This window comes from Micromonospora inaquosa, from assembly GCF_003857055.1.
GTDB classification, from domain to species: Bacteria; Actinomycetota; Actinomycetes; order Mycobacteriales; family Micromonosporaceae; genus Micromonospora; species Micromonospora inaquosa.
The window spans coordinates 1-19,417 of sequence record NZ_QGSZ01000230.1 but is presented as its reverse complement, the minus strand read 5'-3'; the positions used below and the strand labels follow the sequence as shown (position 1 = coordinate 19,417).

Below are 19,417 nucleotides of genomic sequence, written 5' to 3'. Positions count from 1 at the left end.
TGGGCGGAAAAGCGCAGAATGTCGAATGAGTGAGCTCCCGTCCCGCATCGGCCGATACGCGGTCAGTCGTAAGCTCGGCAGCGGCGGTATGGGTGAGGTGTTCCTCGCGTACTCGCCAGCGGGTTCGCCTGTGGCGGTGAAGGTCATCCGAAGTGATCGGCTGGATCCGGTCACCCGCGCCCGGTTCGAACGAGAGGCCGCCGTCGCCCGGACGGTGATCGGCACGAATCGCATCGCCCGATTCCTGGAAGCGGACCCCTACGCGGACCGGCCCTGGCTGGCGATGGAGTACGTCCCGGGTTACACCCTGCAGGAGTACGTACGCGAGCACGAGGGGCTGCCCGTGGCTCTGGTGGCGAGCCTTGGCGCGCTCGTCGCGGAGGGCCTGGAGGCGGTGCACGGTGCCGGCCTCCTGCACCGGGACCTGAAGCCGCAGAACGTGATACTCGGCGCAGACGGCCCGGTGATCATCGATTTCGGTCTGGCGGCATTCGTCGGTGCGTCGTCGACGCACGACTCCCTGTCGACCAGCGGGATGATCATCGGCTCTGTGCGGTGCATGCCGCCCGAGCAGGCCGGCGGGAACCCGCGGGTTACCGCGGCGGCCGACGTCTACGCGCTGGGCACAGTTCTTCTGTACGCGGCGGCCGGACACTACCCGTACGACGGGCCGTCGTGGCAGGCCATCATCTGGCAGATCACGAACCCTGAGATCCAACCGGATCTCACTGGGGCCCCCGCCCGTCTGCTCCCACTCCTGCGGAAGATGCTCGCCTTCGAGGCCGAGGAACGTCCGACGATCTCCGACGTGGCTGTCGCCTGTGCCGAACTGCTGGCGGACGCCTCCATCAGCCCGGCCGACGCACGGTTGGCTCTCATCGGCAGGACCGCCGGCCGAAATCCGAGTCTGCGGGAGGGCCAAGTGCCGTCGCCGTCGATCGAAGCCAGGCTCGACGAGCTGAGCGCCGAGGGCGGCTCGGATGCGGACGGGCCGCTCGATGTGCCGCCGGCAAATCCCGAACCTGTGGAAGTGGGAGGGCCAGAGATCGCGGAGCCCGAGGCCTCTGAGCCGCCGGTTCGGCCTCGGGAACGTCCATCGCGACGGCCGGCGTCCAGCCGGGTGGCGGCGGAGTTGCGAGCCGCCTACGCGGCTCAACCGACCCTGTAGCAGGGTGTAGGGCGTTCGAACAGCGTTACGAGGAGCGGGGCAAAGGGTGAATATCGAGGCCGAGACCGTGACCGGCGAGGGACAGGTGTCGGCCGGCTTTCCGCCGGGGTCGCAGGTACTCGTACGTGACGAGCAGTGGCTGGTACGCAAGAGCACGTTCACCAGGCGCGACAGATGGATGATCGAGGTCACCGGGGTGTCGCCGTTCGTCCGCGGCGAGGAAGCGATCTTCTATCAGAGCCTCGACGACATCCGTATCCTCGATCCGCGCGAGACCAAGCTGGTGGCAGACGACTCGGCGAACCACCGGCGGGCCCGGCTGTTCCTGGAAGCGGTATTCCGCAAGTCTGCGCTGCCCCAGACCGAGCACGGGCTCGCGCTCGCAGACGGGTTCCTGATGCATCCGCAGGTGCACCAACTGCGGCCGGCTGAGCTGGCGCTGTCGATGAAGAACCCGCAACCTCGGATCCTGATCGCGGACGTGGTGGGCCTGGGCAAGACCCTGGAGATCGGTATCTTGCTGGCCGAACTGATCCGACGCGGTCGCGGCGAGCGGATCCTCGTGGTGACGCCGCAGCACATCCTGGAGCAGTTTCAGCGGGAGATGTGGACGCGGTTCGCCATCCCGCTGGTCCGATTGGACTCGACCGGCATTCAGCGGGTGCAGCGTGAGATTCCGGCGGGACGTAACCCGTTCGCGTACTTCAAGCGGGCGATCATCTCGGTAGACACGCTGAAGAGCGCCGTCTACGCCCATCACCTGGAGCAGACCGACTGGGACGCCGTCGTCATCGACGAGTCGCACAACCTGGTCAACCGGGGCACCCAGAACAACGAACTGGCCCGGTTGCTCGCTCGCAAGACCGACGCGCTGATCCTCGCGTCAGCCACACCGCACAACGGCCGAGCGGAGTCGTTCGCCGAGCTCATTCACATGCTGGACGAGGCCGCGATCGCCGATCCGAGCAACTACGATGTCGACCAGCTTGAGCATCTCTACATCCGCCGGACGAAGACCTCGCCTGAGGTGCGCGACTCGTTGACCGGTTCCTGGCCGGATCGCGGACCGTCGACGGCAGTGCACGTTCAGGCCAGCGCGGCAGAGACTGCAGTCTTCGCGGAACTGATCGAGCGGTGGATCCCGGCCGAGGGCGGTCCTTCGGTCAGCACCCATCAGCTGGTGCCGTATCAGCTGCTCAAGTCGTTCCTCTCCTCGCACCGGGCGTTGCTGGCGACAATCCGGACGCGGTTGAAGACGCTCGCCACGTCCTTGGCCGAGAAGCCGGGCGATCAGGCGCGCCTTGCGGAGCGGACAGCGCTCCTGACGCTGCAGGAACTGACTGGGCACATCCAGGACGACGACGCGTCAAAGTTGACCGCCCTGGTGGCGCAGCTGCGTGAACTCGGCGTCGGACCGGGGTCGGATACCCGCGTCGTGATCTTCTCAGAACGCATCCCGACGCTCACTTGGCTGGCCCAGACCGTTCCCGCCGTGCTCGGGTTTCCAGCTACCGCCGAGGTCACCGACCGCAAACCCTGGACGGCTTTCAATGGCGCTGTGCAGGTCATGCACCGCGAGTCGACCTCGGATGAGGAGCAACAGCGCATCGTCGAAGCGTTCGGACTGCGTGACGCCCCAGTCCGGATGCTGTTCACTGGAGACCTCGCCTCCGAGGGCGTCAACCTCCACCAGCAGTGCCACATCCTGATCCACTACGACCTGCCGTGGTCACTGATCCGAATCGAGCAGCGCAACGGCCGCATCGACCGCTACGGGCAGAAGCACTCGCCGCAATTCCGGGCCTTGGTGCTCACCAGCAACCTGCCGTGGCGTACCGATCCGGAGTCCGGCGCCGCACGCACCCTGGACGACCGCCTGGTCGGTGAGAAGCTGCTGGCCCGCGAGGCCGAGGCCCACAAGATCGAGGGCTCGGCAGAGGCAGTGACCGGCCTATACCGGGCGCAAGAGGAAGAAGATCGCCTAATCAAGGATCTGGTCGCTGGCCGGACCGTGGAGCAGTCGATCAAGAAGTCCCGAGCGGGCCGGACCGGTTTCCTCGCCAAGCTCGTCGGGCAGGTCGGCGCGGTCCCGGAGCGCAAGGAAGTCCTCAGAGCGGAGGTGTTGACGCTCTTTTCCTCGACCGCGGACTACTTCGACGAGGGTCTCCGGCAGATTTGTCGGCCCAACCCCGAGGACCAGCTATCGCTGTACCGCGACGACAACGGCACCATCGCCTTCGAGCCGCCAGCTGATCTGCTCTACCGGCTGCGGTCGCTGCCCAGGTCGTACCTGAAGGAGCAGCAGATCCTGCCGGGGCCGGATTCTCCCGGGCGTCTGCGTATAACCTTCTCCAAGGATCTCGCCGATGCCCGGCTGACGGCGGCGCGGGAGAGTTCAGACTCGCAGTGGCCGACGGTCTCCTACGTGACCGACGTACATCCGGTGCTGGACTGGCTCACCGACAAGGTGCTCGTCGAGGTCGGCCGGCACGAGGCGCCGGTCCTGGCTGCAGCCGTGACCGAGCCGGTTTTCCTGGTGCAGGGCATCGCCTCGAACCGGCTCGGCCGGCCGACCATCGTCAAGTGGATGGCGGCCACCGGCCTGCCAAATGACCCCAGGACCGTCGAGATAACTCCTGAGCTGCTGGCCGAGTTCGGTCTCGGGCCACGGATGCCGGCCCGCGCCGTCCCGCGGGACTTGGACGGGCTGACGAAGATGGTGCCGGACGCGATCGAGGAGGCGCGCCGCTACTTCGGCGAGATCGAGGGCGGTTACCGTGCCGACATCAAGCGGACGCTGGAGCCCTACCGGGACAAGGTCGGCAAATGGAAGCAGGCGGCGCTGTTCGCCGGGCCGCGACCGGATCACCGGCAGGTCGACAGCACCGCCGACCGCCTGATTCAGCTGGTGGCATCGCTGGAATCGGTCGGGGCACCGATGTTGCGCCTCTTAGCAGTGCTTGAACCGCTCGCCGACGGGGTGAAGGGAGCACAGGGATGAGCCGCGACTACGACTCACTCACCAACCGGGGCGAGTACCTCTCCGCGCATTACCTGGCCGAGGACCTGGACACCGACCTGCGGAAAGGGATCTTCGCGGTATGGACCGGACGCGAAGGCGACGAGAACGACCCCCGTCGTACGCCGCGCGAGCTGATCCGTGGTCTGCGCGGCAGCTACCTCGGCGAGGACGGCCGGCGCTACTTCGCCGCTGCGGCTGAGGCCGACGGCGACGGCCCGATCCGTCTAGCCACCTACGACAACCCGGAGTGGCGCAAACGCCTGACCGAGTGGCACCAGGAGGTACTGCGAGCCCTCGGCTTCGACCCTGCACCGCTCGAACTCGTCTTGCATCGGGCCGGCCGCGACCACACCGTCACCGTCGCGCTGCACACTGACGAGATCATTGCGATCGACTGCGGCTGGACAGGCAACGCCGACGCGGCCCTCGACCCGAACGGTGCCGGGCGCCTGCTGCATCCCCTGCACGTCAGCGGATCAGAAAAGTACGAGAGCGGCGCCGCGCTCGCGTCCTGGCTGTTCCAGAGCGAGATCGGCGGTCCCGGCGGCACCCACCCGCGTTTCGTCCTGCTGCTGCACGGCGGCGTGATCATCCTCGCCGACCGCGGCACCTGGGCCGAGGGGCGCTATCTCGCCGCGAACCTCGACACGGCGTTGGAACGCTACGACCGGACCCAGACCGGCGAACTGTCGACCATCGCCGCCCTGTTCAGCCGCGACATGCTGCGCCCCGGCGACAACGATCCGACCCGCCGTATCGACGTACTGCTGAAGAACTCCAGCACCAACGCCGTCGGCGTCTCCAAGGAACTGCGGCACGGCCTGCAACGCTCCGTCGAGATCCTCGCCAACGAGGTTCTGCTCCGCATGGCGGAGCCGGGCAACAACGTACGCCCGGAGGACATCGAGAGCCCGAAGCTGCCGTTCGCCCGGGAGCTGACCCGCGAGTGCCTGCGATACCTCTACCGGGTCCTCTTCCTGCTCTACGCCGAGACCCGGCCCGAGCTAGGCATCCTGCCGACCGACGACGGCAGCTACGAGAGCGGCTACTCGATGGCCCGGCTGCGGGAGCTGTGCGCCCTCGACGAAGAGCTCGTCGAGGAGGAGTCGAGAAACGGCTTCCATCTGTACGCGTCCCTCGATCTGTTGTTCAACAAGGTCAACTTCGGTCACCGGCAGTACGGCACCGAACCCGACGACGACCTCCCCGGCGATGACGAGGCGACCCGCAAGGAGAAGGCCGAACGCCGCAGCCAGGATCACGGACTGCGGTTCGAAGCGCTACGCAGCACCCTGCTCGAACCGGGCGCCATCCGGCTGATCGGCACCCGCACCCTCGACCCGCGTAGCGACGAGGACGAAGATCCGCGCTGGCTCGACCTACGGCCCCGGAACGCCGCCCTGCACCAGGTGCTGCGCCTGCTCACCTTGAAGCAGGGCAAAAAGGGCGAGCGCGGCGGTTTCGTCTCCTACCGTAACCTCGGCATCAACCAGCTCGGCGCCGTCTACGAGGGCCTGATGTCCTACACCGGCATCATCGCCGACGAGGAACTCTGCGAGGTCGCCCGCGAAGGGAACCCAGACGAGGGCTCGTGGCTGGTGCCCGCTCACCGCCAGCAGGACTACCCGGACGAGACGCTGGTCCGCTACAACGAGGCCGACGCCCGGCACGGCCTGCGCGGCGTCAAGAAGTACGCAAAGGGCTCGTTCGTCTACCGGCTATCTGGCCGCGAGCGGGAGACCTCCGCCTCGTACTACACGCCGGAGTCACTGACCAAGGTCACGGTTGAGCTGGCGCTCAAGGAGCGGCTCGACCAGGAACGCAATGCTGGCGGCAACCCGATCAAGACCCGGGCGGCAGAGCTGCTGTCGTACCGGCTCTGCGAACCAGCGCTCGGCTCCGGCGCGTTCCTCAATGAGGCGATTAACCAGGTCGCCGAGGAATACCTGCGCCGCCGCCAGGACGAACTGGGACGGTCCATCCCGTCCGGGCAGGTGCTCACCGAAAAACAGCGGGTCAAGGCCTACATCGCTCTGCACAACGCGTACGGCGTAGACCTCAACCCGACCGGCGTCGAGCTGGCCGAGGTCTCGCTGTGGCTCAACACCATGCACCCGGGCATGCTCGCGCCTTGGTTCGGCCTGCATCTGCGGCGCGGGAACTCGCTCATCGGCGCCCGGCGCGCGATCTACGCTGCCGACGACGTCTGCTCCACCGCCAAGGAGTGGCTCAAAGCCAAGGGAACCCTGGCCCCGACTCCGCTTCCGATGCGCGATGAGTACGGCAACCCTCAGCCGCTGCCGGCCGACGCTGTGCACCAGTTTCTCCTGCCCACGCCGGGCTGGGCCGCTGTCGCCGGCAACACCGAGGCAAAACAGCTTTCTACCGACCAGAACAAGAAGCTCGCGGACTGGAAGAAGGGCATCCTCCAGCGGCCGACGCGGAACACCTCACATCTCAAAGCGGACGGCACCCCGAAACTGGTCGGCCGCGCCCAGCAGCCACAGCAGGAGAAGCCATCCCAGTTCACCCGGCTCCGCGACGCCGCCCGGCGAGTCGAGTTCCTCTGGGCCGCGGTCGTCAAGCGGATGGACATGTCCGAGCAGAACATCGCCCGGCGAATCCCGGTCTGGGGAGCCGGGACGGACGAACCCGAGTACGGCTTCCTGCACCAGCAAGAGCGATCAACACCCAAGGAGGACGTGCTCCGGGACCTTTTCGAGGCAGTCGACACCCCGTACTGGCGGCTGAAGCTGGTCATGGACGCCTGGTGTGCCCTCTGGTTCTGGCCGTCCGACCAGGCCGGGCTGCTCGACGGCACCGACGAGGAGTACGAGTTCAGCGGCAGTATCACCCGCGACAGCCTGGCCAGCCTGATCGACACCACGGTTCCCGGCACCGAGCCACCAGCCGAACTGCCGCAGCAGGCGACATCCACTGCGGTTGCGCCCTCGGCGCCAGCTGCCCGGCGTATGATCTCGCGGCCGATGACGCTCTTCCCCATGGACGGCGATCAGACGACCCTCGACGAACTTGATTGGGGTCTGGAGCCCGAGCCAGCACCCGTAACGCAGCACCCCCAGAAGAAGCCCGCGAAGGCCCCGAAGGCCTCGGCACCTGCACTGCGCCGAGTCATCCCCCTGAAGAACCTCGACGACTGGCTCGACTTCCTCGAAGCAGTCCTCGGCACCGCCGACGTCCCACAGAACAGTTTCCTCGACGCGTACGACACGCTCGACAAGCTGAAGGATTTCGAGAAGTCCCTGTCCGGATTCTTGAACATGGACACCAAGCCGCCGGAAGACCGGTTCCCGTGGCTGCGGGTCGTCCGCGACATCGCCGACCGGCAGGGCTTCCTGCACTGGGAGCTGGAGTTCGCACTCATCTTCGCCGAACGAGGCGGCTTCGACCTCCAGGTCGGCAACCCGCCCTGGGTTCGGCCCCGCTGGGACTTCGACGCTGTGATGGCCGAGTACGAGCCCTGGTTCGAACTCGCCGACCGGCCATCCGAGTCCGACAAGGAACGCCGTCGCCGCGATCTACTCACGAAACCGCACATCAAGGCATTCGTCCTTGACGAACTGACCAACAACAGCGCGGCGGTGGCGCTTCTCGGGGCACCCCAGATGTATCCGCTGCTGGCTGGTACCCAACCGGATCTCTACCGTGCCTTCATGTGCCAGATCTGGGCGCACATGTCGCGCCGAGGGACCGCTGGCATGCTGCACCCGGACACCCATTTTGCCGGCGAGAAGGAAGGGCCACTGCGAGCCGCCGCGTATCACCGGCTCCGCATCCACGGCGACTTTGTCAACGCCGGTCAGCGCTTCTTTCCTGAGCCGGTTGGCCATACCGCTCACTTCGGCGTCCACATCTACGGACACACCAAACCGATCGAGTTCGATCATCTCTCGTGGTTGGTGTCGGCCGACGCCCTGCGGCTCTCCGGCGACCACGACGGTTCCGGGGAGGTTCCGGGCATCCGCTTTAGGAATCGTGAGTTCGATGAGCGACCCCACCGGAGTCGGGTCGTTACTGTGAATGAAGATGTCCTCGTGGCCTGGCGAAGATTCCTCGATGAGGAGAACCTCCCGCTCAGCCAGGCACGCCTGCTGTTCCCTGTAAGCACCGCAGAGGCCGCAGCAATCGAGGCTATCGCCAACTATCCGCTCCGACTCGGATCCCTCAAACCTCAAATCTCGCGCGGCCTCGATACCTCCGACGAGAGAAAGGCCAAATTAATCGACCACAATCGAAAAGACTTGAGCACTGGGTGGGAGTACCGACCGAAAACGTGGAACGAGGTTATCCTCAAAGGTGTTCAACTAGGCCTTGCTACGCCGACGTTCAAGCGTCATGATGCAAACAGTAACGACCCTTATGGCGTTAATCTCGTGCAGCTCCAGGCGGATTACATTCCCGATTCTGCTTACGTGCGAATTCCGGCCTATGAGGAAGAGTACGTAAAAGCTCACGATCGATGGATCGATCACGTCGAACTTGCGCGACTCCGTATGGATGAACAGGCGGTAGATGACGCGCGATCACTGGTTGCCGAGGTCGAAGGCGTTCCTGAATCTGACGTCGATCCGGCTAAGGTTGACGCCATTCTGACACAGAAGTCTCGTCGATCTTATACCGACTTCTTCCGAGTGGCGTGGCGTGAGGTGATCTTTTCCAACACCGAGCGCGGTCTATACAATGCCATCGTTCCTCCAGGCGCGGCACATACGCACACCGTGCGCAGTGCTTGGGTTTCGGACAATCGGACCACAGCGTTGCTAGCAGGCATGTGGTCTTCTATTCCTGTCGACTACTTCCTGCGCGCTACAGGCACGAACCATCTCGATGTTGGCCGCGCAGGCGGGCTCCCGGCTCCGTCGGCGGAACACCCACTCACTTCAGCGCTCCTCCTGCGAACCCTGCGTCTCAACTGCCTCACTTCGGCCTACTCGAGCCTCTGGGCTGAACTATTCGAGCAGGGCTGGCGCACGACTGAAACTTGGGCCTGCGCTTGGCCGGGCCTGCCGCCGTTGGCCGATGTAGGACCCGAATGGCAACTCGACACGCCGCTGCGAAGTGAGCGAGCCCGGCGATCTGCATTGGTTGAGATAGATGCTCTTATTGCCGTATGGCTAGGTATGAGCGCTAGTGCGCTGGTCGCCGCCTACCGGGGCCGTTTTCCCGTGATGCAGAAGTACGAGGCGGTGACCTGGTTCGACGCTAATGGGTGGAAGCTCGCCAGTAATGCTCGAACTTTCGGTCAGCGTCAGACCAAGGTGACCTGGCCGCAGTTCGAGGCGTACCGAAACGACAAGTCCGAGCCAAAGACCGTGGCGCCTCCGGAGGGCTTCACGCCGCCGTTCTACAAGGCGGACCGGGTGGCTGAGATGACAGCAGCGCACGCGGTGTTCCAGGCTCGATTGGATGCGGCGATCGCTCGCGGCGAGTGGGATCCGGTCGCGCGGAAGGCGGCGAAGCAGTGAGGCCGACCCTGGAGGCTCGCGGGCTGAAGGAGAGCCTGCTGCAGTACCTGTCAACCACCTACGCGTTGGCCGACGAGGGTGCCCGGGAGGCGCTGCACCGATTCCTCGGCAACGAGACGTCGGGGATGTTCCGTGGGCCGTTCTTGCGGATCAGGACTCCGTTCACCACGGCGGCGGCGGGTTGGGAGCAGCATCTGGAGTGGCGGCGAGAGGGCTGGACGCCGTACGCCCATCAGGCTCGGGCTTTTGCCCGGTTGAGCTCGGCGAATGGTCACGTGCCGGAGCCGACGCTTGTCACTACGGGCACAGGCTCCGGTAAGACGGAGTCGTTCCTCTACCCGATCCTCGATCACTGTCGCCGGGAGCGGGCGGCCGGGCGGTCCGGGATGAAGGCTTTGCTGCTGTACCCGATGAACGCGCTCGCTACCGACCAGGCGCAGCGGATCAACGAGCTGCTTCTCGGGCACCGCGACGAGCTGGGCGCCCTGACGGCCGGTCTCTACATCGGTGACCGGGCCGCGATCCAGTACGAGCGGGTCTACACCCGCAGGCAGGACATCCAGCTGACCCCGCCGGACATCCTGATCACCAACTACAAGATGCTCGATCTGCTCCTTCAACGAGTCGACGATGCGCCACTGTGGCAGGACGCGGACCTCCGGTACGTGGTGGTTGACGAGTTTCATACCTACGACGGCGCGCAGGGTACCGACGTCGCGATGCTGCTGCGCCGGCTCGCGTCCGTTGTGGGCGCGGGTGAGGAGGGGAAACCGCTCGGCCGGATCTGCCCGGTGGCCACTTCGGCGACGCTCGCCTCGGCTTCAGACGAGCATGGTACTGAGAATCTCTTGAAGGTCGCGACCGCGGTGTTCGGCACGGAGTTCACCTCCGAGGCGATCCTCGGTGAGGACCGGCTCGCCATCGACGAGTTCATCCCTCTTCACGACATCGAGCCCCTGCCGACCCCGACGCCTGACGAGCTGCTCGCTCTGCCGGACCCCACCACCGGCAATGATGCATTACTGCTGCTGGCGAACGCGGTGACCGGTGTCGAAGACCTAAATCAAGTCGAACTCGGGAAACGCCTCAAGCGGCACCTGTTCACGAAGGCGCTGCTCATCGCTCTCGAGGGCGATGTAAAGAGTGGCCCGGACGTGCTGCGGCTGATGTGGCGTGCCGGCGCGCAGAGCTGGTCGTCGGCGATCACTCGGCAGCCGGAGAAGGCCGCTGCGGCGCTGGCCAGGTTCGTGGCGCTGCTCTCGTACGCCCGTGATCCTCAGTCTCCGCCCGGCGAGCTCCGGCCGTTCGTGCATGTCGAGGTGCATCAGTGGGCTCGGGCGGTGACCCGGCTGTTGCGTGGGGTGTTGCCGTGGCCGAAGGCGGAGTTCCGGTGGGACGTCGCCGGGACCCGCGATCCCGGCACCGATCAGGGCGTCGTGACGGTACCCGTGACGACCGCGACCGCCGGGCAGGCCGCGAACCTGTTCCTGCCGGCGGTCTACTGCCGGGAGTGTGGTCGCTCCGGCTGGGCGGTATTCTCGCCGGAGAGCGACGACTGGGATGTCCAGTTCGACAGCTACAAGATCCGCCGGGCCTCGACGGGGCAGGACAAGGTCCGGATCCGCTACCTGATTGCGGCCACCGACCGGGAGGCCGCCGAGGGCGCCGGCCGCAACACGATGCGCGACGCCGGCCAGCGTGTCGGAGCACCGTTGGCGTCACAGGGCCCTGGTGGGACGCTGATGGTGCTGGACGCCGTCCGGCAGCGGCTGCGGCTGCCGGACCCGGGCTCCGACTACAACGAGGACGGGCAGCCCGCACTGACCGCGCGGGATTCGACCTTTTTGCTGGTCAACCTTGGCTCGACGGCCAACACGGCCGCGGCGGAGGACTGGTGCCCGGCGTGCGGTGAGCGCAACGCCATCCGCTTCCTCGGCACCGGTGCGGCCGCTCTGGCCGCGGCGGCCATCACGCAGCTGTTCACCGCTGGTGAGCTGGACAAGGAGGCGTTCGAGGACAAGACCCTCATGTTCAACGACTCGGTCCAGGACGCGGCGCACCGGGCCGGTTTCGTGGCGAACCGGTCGTACACCTTCTCGCTGCGGGCGTTGCTCGCCGCGCACCTGCGCCAGGAATCCGCCACCGCTCTGAACGACCTGATCGCCGACGTGGTGTCGGCGACGACCGATCCGCAGACCCTCGCTGCGGTCGTACCTCCGGATCTGCATGGCCTGCTCGGTGTCGACCGCCTGCTGTCCGGCCGTGGACGTGGTGGCGATATCGCAACCTGGCAGTTGATCGGGCAGCGGCTGGCGTTCGAGACGCTGATGGAGTTCGGGTTCCGCTCCCGCAACGGCCGCACGCTGGAGCTCACCCGCACCGCGGCGGCGCACATCCACCTCGCCGATCCGGCCGCCGTCACGGCGATGGTCAAGGAGATCCACCTCGATCTGGGCCGGGACGGCCTGCCGATCATGGAGGCCGACGACGCCACCTACCTGGGTTTCGTCCGGGTATTTCTGGAACGGCTTCGCAGCCGCGGCGCTGTCTCGCACAAGTGGCTGAGCAAGTACATCGACGAGGCTGGGACGAGCCGGTACTTCATCTGGGGACAGCGTCCGCAGGGCATGCGAGCGTTCCCGAACCGGGTCGCGGCGCCGAAGTTCCTGCTCGCGGCGCCGAAGAACGGCAGTGACTTCGACGTCGCCTCCGGCCGGCTGTCCTGGTACGAGCGGTGGGCGGGACGCACCCTCGGCCTGTCGCGGGAGGTCATCCCGGAGTTCTGGTACCGGCTGCTGCCTGAGCTGGCCTCGGCTGGGCTGTTGTCCGTTCGTACCCCGAATGATTCCTCCGCCCGCATCTACGGCCTGCAGCCGGGCAACATCGAAGCCCTACTGCTGGACGACGGCCAGGTGCGGGAGGCTTTCGTACGCTGCCCGGTCTGTTTCTGGGAGCAGACGGTGCATCCGTCGCTGCTCGACCAGTGGCACGGCCAGCGGTGCCCGGCCTATCGGTGCCGCACCGGCCGCCTGATCGCCGGCAATCGGCCGATGGAACTCGGGCGCCACCAGCGTGACCGTGACTACACCCAGGACTACTACCGCCGGCTCTACCGGCAGGCGGGCACCTATCAGGTGAACACCGCCGAACACACCGGCATGCTCACCCGCCAACAGCGGGAACGGGTCGAGCAGGCGTTCAAGCAGGGCCGCAAGCCCGACGAGACGGGCGTAGTGGCGTTCAAGAACCCGAACGTCCTGTCCTGCACGCCAACGCTGGAGATGGGCATCGACATCGGGGACCTCTCCGCTGTGGTACTCGCCGCGCTGCCCCGTCGCCCGGCCGGCTACGCCCAACAGACCGGACGTGCCGGACGGCGTACCGGCAACGCGTTCCTGCTGACCATCGCCGACCGCTCTCGGCGTGACCTGTACTTCCTGGATCAGCCGAAGGAACTCATCGCCGGGATGATCGTGCCGCCGGGCTGTTACCTGTCCGCGGTGGAAATCCTGCGCCGGCAGTACGTCGCCCACCTTCTCGACCTGGCCGCGGCCGGACGCCTTGCCCGCCCTGACGGCGTCGTACTGCGGGCGCTACCGGACCGGGTGAACGCGCTGTTCGGGCCGTCCGGGTATCTCGTCGACCTGATCGAGGTCGCCATCACCCAGGCCGCCGAACTCGTGGCGGGTTTCCTCCGGCTGTTTCCCCGCGACGACGGCGCCGACCTGTTGCCACGCGGTGTCACCGAAGATGCACGTAACGATCTTATCGAGTACGCGTCACATGGCCTGCGGGCGGCGCTGGAGGAAGCCGAGCGGGAGTGGCGACGCCAGGACGAAGGGTTGCGGGCCCGGATCCGGATAATCAGCGAGGCCTACGACGAGCTGCACGACTCCGACCCTGACGAGGCGGATGAGAAGGCGATGCTGGATGCCGAGCGGCGTGCGCTCGGCAAACGGCTGATGGACCTCGGGAACACCACGGCGCAGGGTGCATTGTGCGATCTGGGCCTGCTGCCCAACTACGCCCTGGTCGACACGGTCACCACCCTCAACGCCACGCTGTACGGGCCGGACGGTGTGAGCCCGAAGGACGGCAAGACGCCCCGGTACAGGTCGAGTCAGGTGAGCTACCAGCGGCCCCGCCGATACGCCCTGGAAGAGTTCGCCCCCGGCAACACCTTCTACGTCAACGGCTACCGTCACCAAATCACCGGCATCGACATCATCACGTCTGGCCGGCCCGAGTGGCATCATTGGCGCGTCTGCCCGGGCTGCGGGTACATCCGCACGGAAGACGCCGTGCACGACCGGTCTGCATGCCCCCGCTGCGACAGCACCTACATCGCTGACGACGGCTGCCTCTTCCAGGTCGTCGAGCCGTCGACCGTGACTTCACGTGACCTGCGGGAAGACGCCCGGATCCGGGACGACAAGGACGAGCGCGACCGTCGCTTCTACACCGTCGTTGACGCGGTCGACTTTCCCGACGACGAGATCGCCCCCGGTTCGTGGCGGCACGCGCACCAGACGTTCGGCGTCGACTACTGCCGGCGCGCGATGATCCGGCGCATCAACGTCGGGCCGGCCCGTTACGACGCGCCGCCGCGGGACGACTTCGCCGGCCACACCGTACGGATTAATCCATTCCACGTCTGCACCGGATGTGGGGCAACGAGCGCGGACGGCCAGCCGATCTTCAATCTCGAATCGGACGCTCTCACCTCCTCCCAGGCACGTGACCCGCAGCTGAAGAATCACCGCCCATGGTGCCCGCTGCGCCGGGGCAAGCCGGACAACATCACGCAGGAGAAGGTCCTGCTCGCCCACCAGTTGCGGACAGAGGCGCTACGCATCCTCCTTCCGGCTGCGGCTGCCGACGTCGACACCCGGGTGCACTCCTTCCGGGCCGCGCTGCGGATGGGCGTAGACCTGCACTTCGGCGGCGACCCGCAGCACCTGGACACCACCGTCGCCTCCATGCCGGACCCGGCGAGCGGGGAACGCCGCTGGTTCCTGGTTCTCTACGACCGGCTTCCGGGAGGCACCGGCTACCTGGACCGGCTCACGAAGGCCGAAGACTTCCAGAAGGTGCTCTTGAAGGCACACACCGCGCTGCTCGACTGCAAGTGCAAGGACGAGCAGCGCCGGGCCTGCCATCGCTGCCTGCACCGGTATACCCCCGAACCGCAGCAGGACCTTGTCTCCCGCAACACCGCGCTCCGGATGATCAGCTCGCTGCTCTTCGATGACGACGGGTGGAAGACCGAACCTGTCGCCAACACCCGGAAGATCGGACTGGACGGCCAGCTCGAATCCGACCTCGAGCAGCGCTTCCTCGACCTGCTGCGCGGCTGGGTGTCGGTTACCAACGACGTATCGCTCGACGAGGACGGCCACGCCAGCGGGCACCTGCGCTTTGCCCGCGGCACCGACCTAGTCCACTGGCGGATGACTGCCCAGCAGCAGCTGCGCCGGACCAGGACCGACTTCACCTTCAATCGAGTAGACGGTCCCAGCCAGAGTGTCACCGTCTACCTAGAGGGCTTCCGGTTCCACGCCACCGCTGAGCACAACCGCATCGCGTCGGACGCCCGGCAGCGGACCGTCCTACGCGCCGAGGGCCACCGTGTCTTCCAGGTCACCTGGTCCGACATCGAGCTGTTCGAGCAGCGGCCGACCTCCACCCGGCCGGTCTGGCCGCCGTACTCAGGAACGGCGCAGGAACAGGCCAAAGACGCTTACGAGGAGTTTGACGGCAACCGGGCCCAACTGACCGGCATGATCTACACCAACCCGGTGAGCTCTCTGATCGCCTACCTGCGAGACCCCGACGAGCAGCGGTGGGCGTCAGCGGCGGGCGCCATGGTGACCGGACTGCTGGCCGAGCCAGGAACCGCTCTACTAACGGCGACGACCGATCGCCGGGAACTGGCCCGGACGCTCCGTGCCGAACTCAACGGGCTCACTGCTGGTCAACCCGAACAACCCCCGTCTGCCGGGGACCCGGACGCCACGCTGCACGCTTTCCGGGCGCACGATCTGTGCGGGCTGCCGATCATCGTCACCCTCGACGCTAAGGATCCGGACTACCCGCGCTGGACGGCGCTCGCGGCTCTCGACGACCGTGACGACGCACTCACCGGCGATGGCCACTGGCGGCGCTGGCGCTCGTGGCTCTACTGGACGAACCTCACCCAGTTCCTCGCGTACGCCGGCGGTGACGGAGTCCAAGTCGCCTACAGCACCGCCGCCGAACTCGACCTTGACACCCTCCTCGTCTGCGGCGGCGTCGGTGAACTCGACTCGCTGATCGGCCCGCCGCCTAAGCCGACGGTCAGCGTCGACAAACCCGCTGCGGCGACGTCCGGACCGCGGGACCAGCAGTGGGACGACGAGATCCTGGAGATCCTCGACGATGAGCCGGAACACGGCGGTGATCTCGGTGTTCTCGCCCGCAGGCTGGCCGACCGGGGCAAACGCGCACCCGTGTTCGGCTACGAACTCGGCGCCGGCCGCTGGCAGGTCGACTTCGCCTGGCTCCTGCCAAACTTCAAGATCGCAGTAGTGGCCCTGCACGGTGATGACACCGACGCACGGCACCGGAACGAGGCATACGCCGAGGAAGGCTGGACGATGCGAACCGCGGCCGAGTGGCTCCAACACCTCGACGAACTCGAAGACCTGCTGCCCGACATGGAAGACTCCGAGTCATGACCGCGCGACTCAGCCTGCACTATAAGGCCGAGGAAGAGCTCTACAAGCTCGACCGGACGGTCAAGGGACTGTTCTACGACTTCTGCCACCGGTTTCGGAAGAACCCAGATCAGCCCGGCCTGGATCTGAAGAAGCTCAAGGGCGACTCCCGCATCCACCGCGCCAAGATCAACCAGTCGTATCGGGCACTGCTCATTCCGGTCGAGACCGACGAGCGTGGCCGCCAGCACTGGCTGATCATCGCGGTCCGGCATCGCAAGGACGTCTACGACGAACTCCAGGTCGCGGTCAACCGCGTCACCGGAGAGCTGGAGTTCGTCGACCTCGCCGTGATGGGCGACAGCTCCCTGCAGCGTGCCGGGATCACGCTCACCCCGGCCGAGCCCGATGATGTAGCTCCAACGCCGGCTCCCATTCGAGAGCCCGATCAGGTTCCAGACCGGCCGCCCCTACTCGGCGCCTACACGGCCGACCAACTCCGCGACCTCGGCGTTGCCGAGCAGCTCATCGACTTGGCGTTGGCTGTCACGACTGATGAGGAACTCGACCGGCTCGTCTCGGGTGCACCGCTGCTGTCCAAGGACGTGCTTTACGGACTCGCGGCAGGGATGAGCATCGATTCAGTGCTCGAAGAGGTGACCCGCCCGGTAAAACTGTCGACTGCCCCGGACCTCGCCGACATCTCCACCGCGGTCAGCCGAACGAATGTCTCGTCGATCGACGACGACGTGCAGGCTGCCCTAGACGAGGGCAGTTTCCGCAGCTGGAAGCACTACCTGCACCCGACCCAGGCCAAAACCGCGCGGCGTGAATACACCGGCCCGGCCCGCGTCTCTGGCGGTCCGGGCACCGGCAAGACCGTCGTCGCGCTGCACCGGGTCAAGTATCTCGTCGAGCAGCTGACCGACGACGGCGTGCAGATCCTGCTCACAACCTTCACCGCCAACCTCGCCGCCGACCTGCGGCTCCGCCTTACCTCCCTGATAAGCGAACCGGAGCTGCTGGCCAGGGTTGACGTCATGCACATCGACCAGCTTGCCGCCCGCGTCATCGGTGAGAACACCGACCAGCGCAACCGGCGCAAGCGCATCAGCGATCAGGCAGCCATGATCGAGATGCGGCAGCTCCTCCTCGAACTCGACGAAAAGCGCTGGGAGGCCGACTTTCTCCTCGACGAATGGGAGCAGGTTATTCTCGGCCAGGCACTGACAAGCCGGTCGGACTACTTCAGCGCCCGACGGGGCGGGCGTGGCCGCGCACTCACCCGCCCAGAACGCAGCCAGATCTGGAAGCTTATCGAGCAGTTCGCCGCTCGTCTGGACAAGCTCGGCGCCGAGACCTGGGGCCAGGCCGCCGAACGCGCCGCCCGCTTCGAGATCGAACGCGCCGCCGCAGCGGAGCGGTACCGGAGCTCGCCTGCGACGGCTGACGACAGCTCCGGCTCTCGGCCTTTTGCGTACCGGTACCGGCACGTCGTCGTCGACGAAGCCCAGGACCTGCGCGCCGCTCACTGGAAGATGTTGCGCGCCATGGTTGAGCCAGGCTCGAATGACCTCTTCATCGCCGGCGACACCCACCAGCGGATCTATGACCACCAGGTCTCTTTGGGTGCCCTGGGCATCAACATCCGGGGCCGCTCACGTCGGTTGACACTCAGCTACCGCACCACCCGCGAGATCCTGGAACACGCCCTCCGGATCGCCGAAGGCAACAAGACCGTCTACGACGACCTTGATGATGGCGTCGACAACCTCTCCGGATACCGGTCCGTCCTGCATGGCCCCACACCGACCTTCACCGGATATCAGAACTGGCCGGATGAACTGGCCGGCCTTGGCACACTGCTACAGAGATGGCACGACGAACTCTCGGCCGACAACGATGGTGCCCGTCAAGACCCGGCGGGCCACGTCGCGGTCGCTGTCGCGGATCACGAACAGCTAGCCCAGGTCATCGAGTACCTGGAGACACAGGGCGGCCTAACCTGCGCCGAACTCACCAAAGACGGGCCGCGCGGCGACGGAGAGATTCACGTGGGGACGATGCACCGGTTCAAGGGTCTTGAGTATCAGCGGCTGGCAATCATTGGGGTGCGTAAGGGTGCGATCCCACGTCCCTACACCGAGCGCTACCGCCGGTCCGACCCGCAGCGGTACGAGCTTGAGCAACGCAAGGCCCGGTCGCTGCTCTTCGTCGCCGCGACTCGTGCACGGGATGTGCTAACCATCTCGTGGCACGGTGCACCGAGCCCCTTGTTGGACCCAATGGCCCACAGCTGAGATCTCACCCACGAATGGATGCGCACTCGCAAACGCCCGCGGGTCCCTGTTCGCGCGTCCTGTGAGGGTCAGTCCGGACCCGAAGCTCGTAGCCTCATCGTGTGTAGAGGCTGACCCTATCCGCCCGCACCACGGTCTGCGCAGGCGTGCCTGTGGGTGACCACCGGGTGACGTGAGCGTGATCCTCATGTTTGACTATGAATATGGCGTCGTGGAAAACGCGACTGGCGATTGACTGTGGCGACGCCGGCACGGTCGCGGTCCTGGCCAGGGCCGACGGCAGCGCGTTGCCGCTGTCGCGCTGCTAGATCGACCCCGCGTGGCTCCCTGCGATTGCACAATAATTGGCATTCCGGGCGCGCCGGCGCTTCACCCCACTGTGGGATGCCCCGTCGTGCGTGTCCGGTCCCGCTGTAGCTGCCACGTTCGGCGCAACTGTTCCCCAGGCCGCCCGCGTGACCGATGGCCCAGCCAACCTGTGAGAGGGATCGACGGCGGCAGGTCGACGATGCGCCACGTCGTTGTCGAGGTAGGTGCGCCGGAGGCCGTACTGCCGATCGGCTGACGACTGTCCGCGTCCGCGGGATGGGTACGGGAACAGCGGGATGAGGGTGCTTGCCCGGCCGCCTTCGCCTGCTGCCTCGAAGCGTCCTGGCACGAAGCCGGGCGGGACGATTGGATCGTCCCGGGGCGTCGACTACCGGCCAGGGCTGGTCGGGGGCCAGGTGAGGGCGATGGTGGTGTGT

General features: G+C 66.3%; 5 protein-coding genes. All 5 read left to right on the top strand.

Annotated features, from left to right (window positions below; translation table 11 throughout):
* Window positions 1–25 precede the first annotated feature (25 nt).
* The 5 genes from DLJ59_RS19140 to DLJ59_RS19120 are packed head-to-tail and all read left to right on the top strand — an operon-like array spanning window position 26 to window position 18,671.
* Window positions 26–1,168 (top strand): serine/threonine-protein kinase, encoded by a 1,143-nt coding sequence (locus DLJ59_RS19140; RefSeq protein ID WP_124774013.1) that lies wholly within the window; start codon window positions 26–28, stop codon window positions 1,166–1,168.
* A 46-nt stretch (window positions 1,169–1,214) separates the two neighbouring features.
* Window positions 1,215–4,169: a DEAD/DEAH box helicase gene (locus DLJ59_RS19135; RefSeq protein WP_244236118.1), complete on the top strand. Its 2,955-nt coding sequence runs from the start codon at window positions 1,215–1,217 to the stop codon at window positions 4,167–4,169.
* Window positions 4,166–9,676: a hypothetical protein gene (locus tag DLJ59_RS19130; protein WP_124774012.1), complete on the top strand. Its 5,511-nt coding sequence runs from the start codon at window positions 4,166–4,168 to the stop codon at window positions 9,674–9,676. The genes DLJ59_RS19135 and DLJ59_RS19130 overlap by 4 nt, the downstream gene beginning before the upstream one ends.
* Window positions 9,673–16,392: a DEAD/DEAH box helicase gene (locus DLJ59_RS19125; protein WP_124774011.1), complete on the top strand. Its 6,720-nt coding sequence runs from the start codon at window positions 9,673–9,675 to the stop codon at window positions 16,390–16,392. The genes DLJ59_RS19130 and DLJ59_RS19125 overlap by 4 nt, the downstream gene beginning before the upstream one ends.
* Window positions 16,389–18,671, top strand: coding sequence for a UvrD-helicase domain-containing protein (locus DLJ59_RS19120; RefSeq protein WP_124774010.1), 2,283 nt, complete (start codon window positions 16,389–16,391; stop codon window positions 18,669–18,671). The genes DLJ59_RS19125 and DLJ59_RS19120 overlap by 4 nt, the downstream gene beginning before the upstream one ends.
* Window positions 18,672–19,417 lie beyond the last annotated feature (746 nt).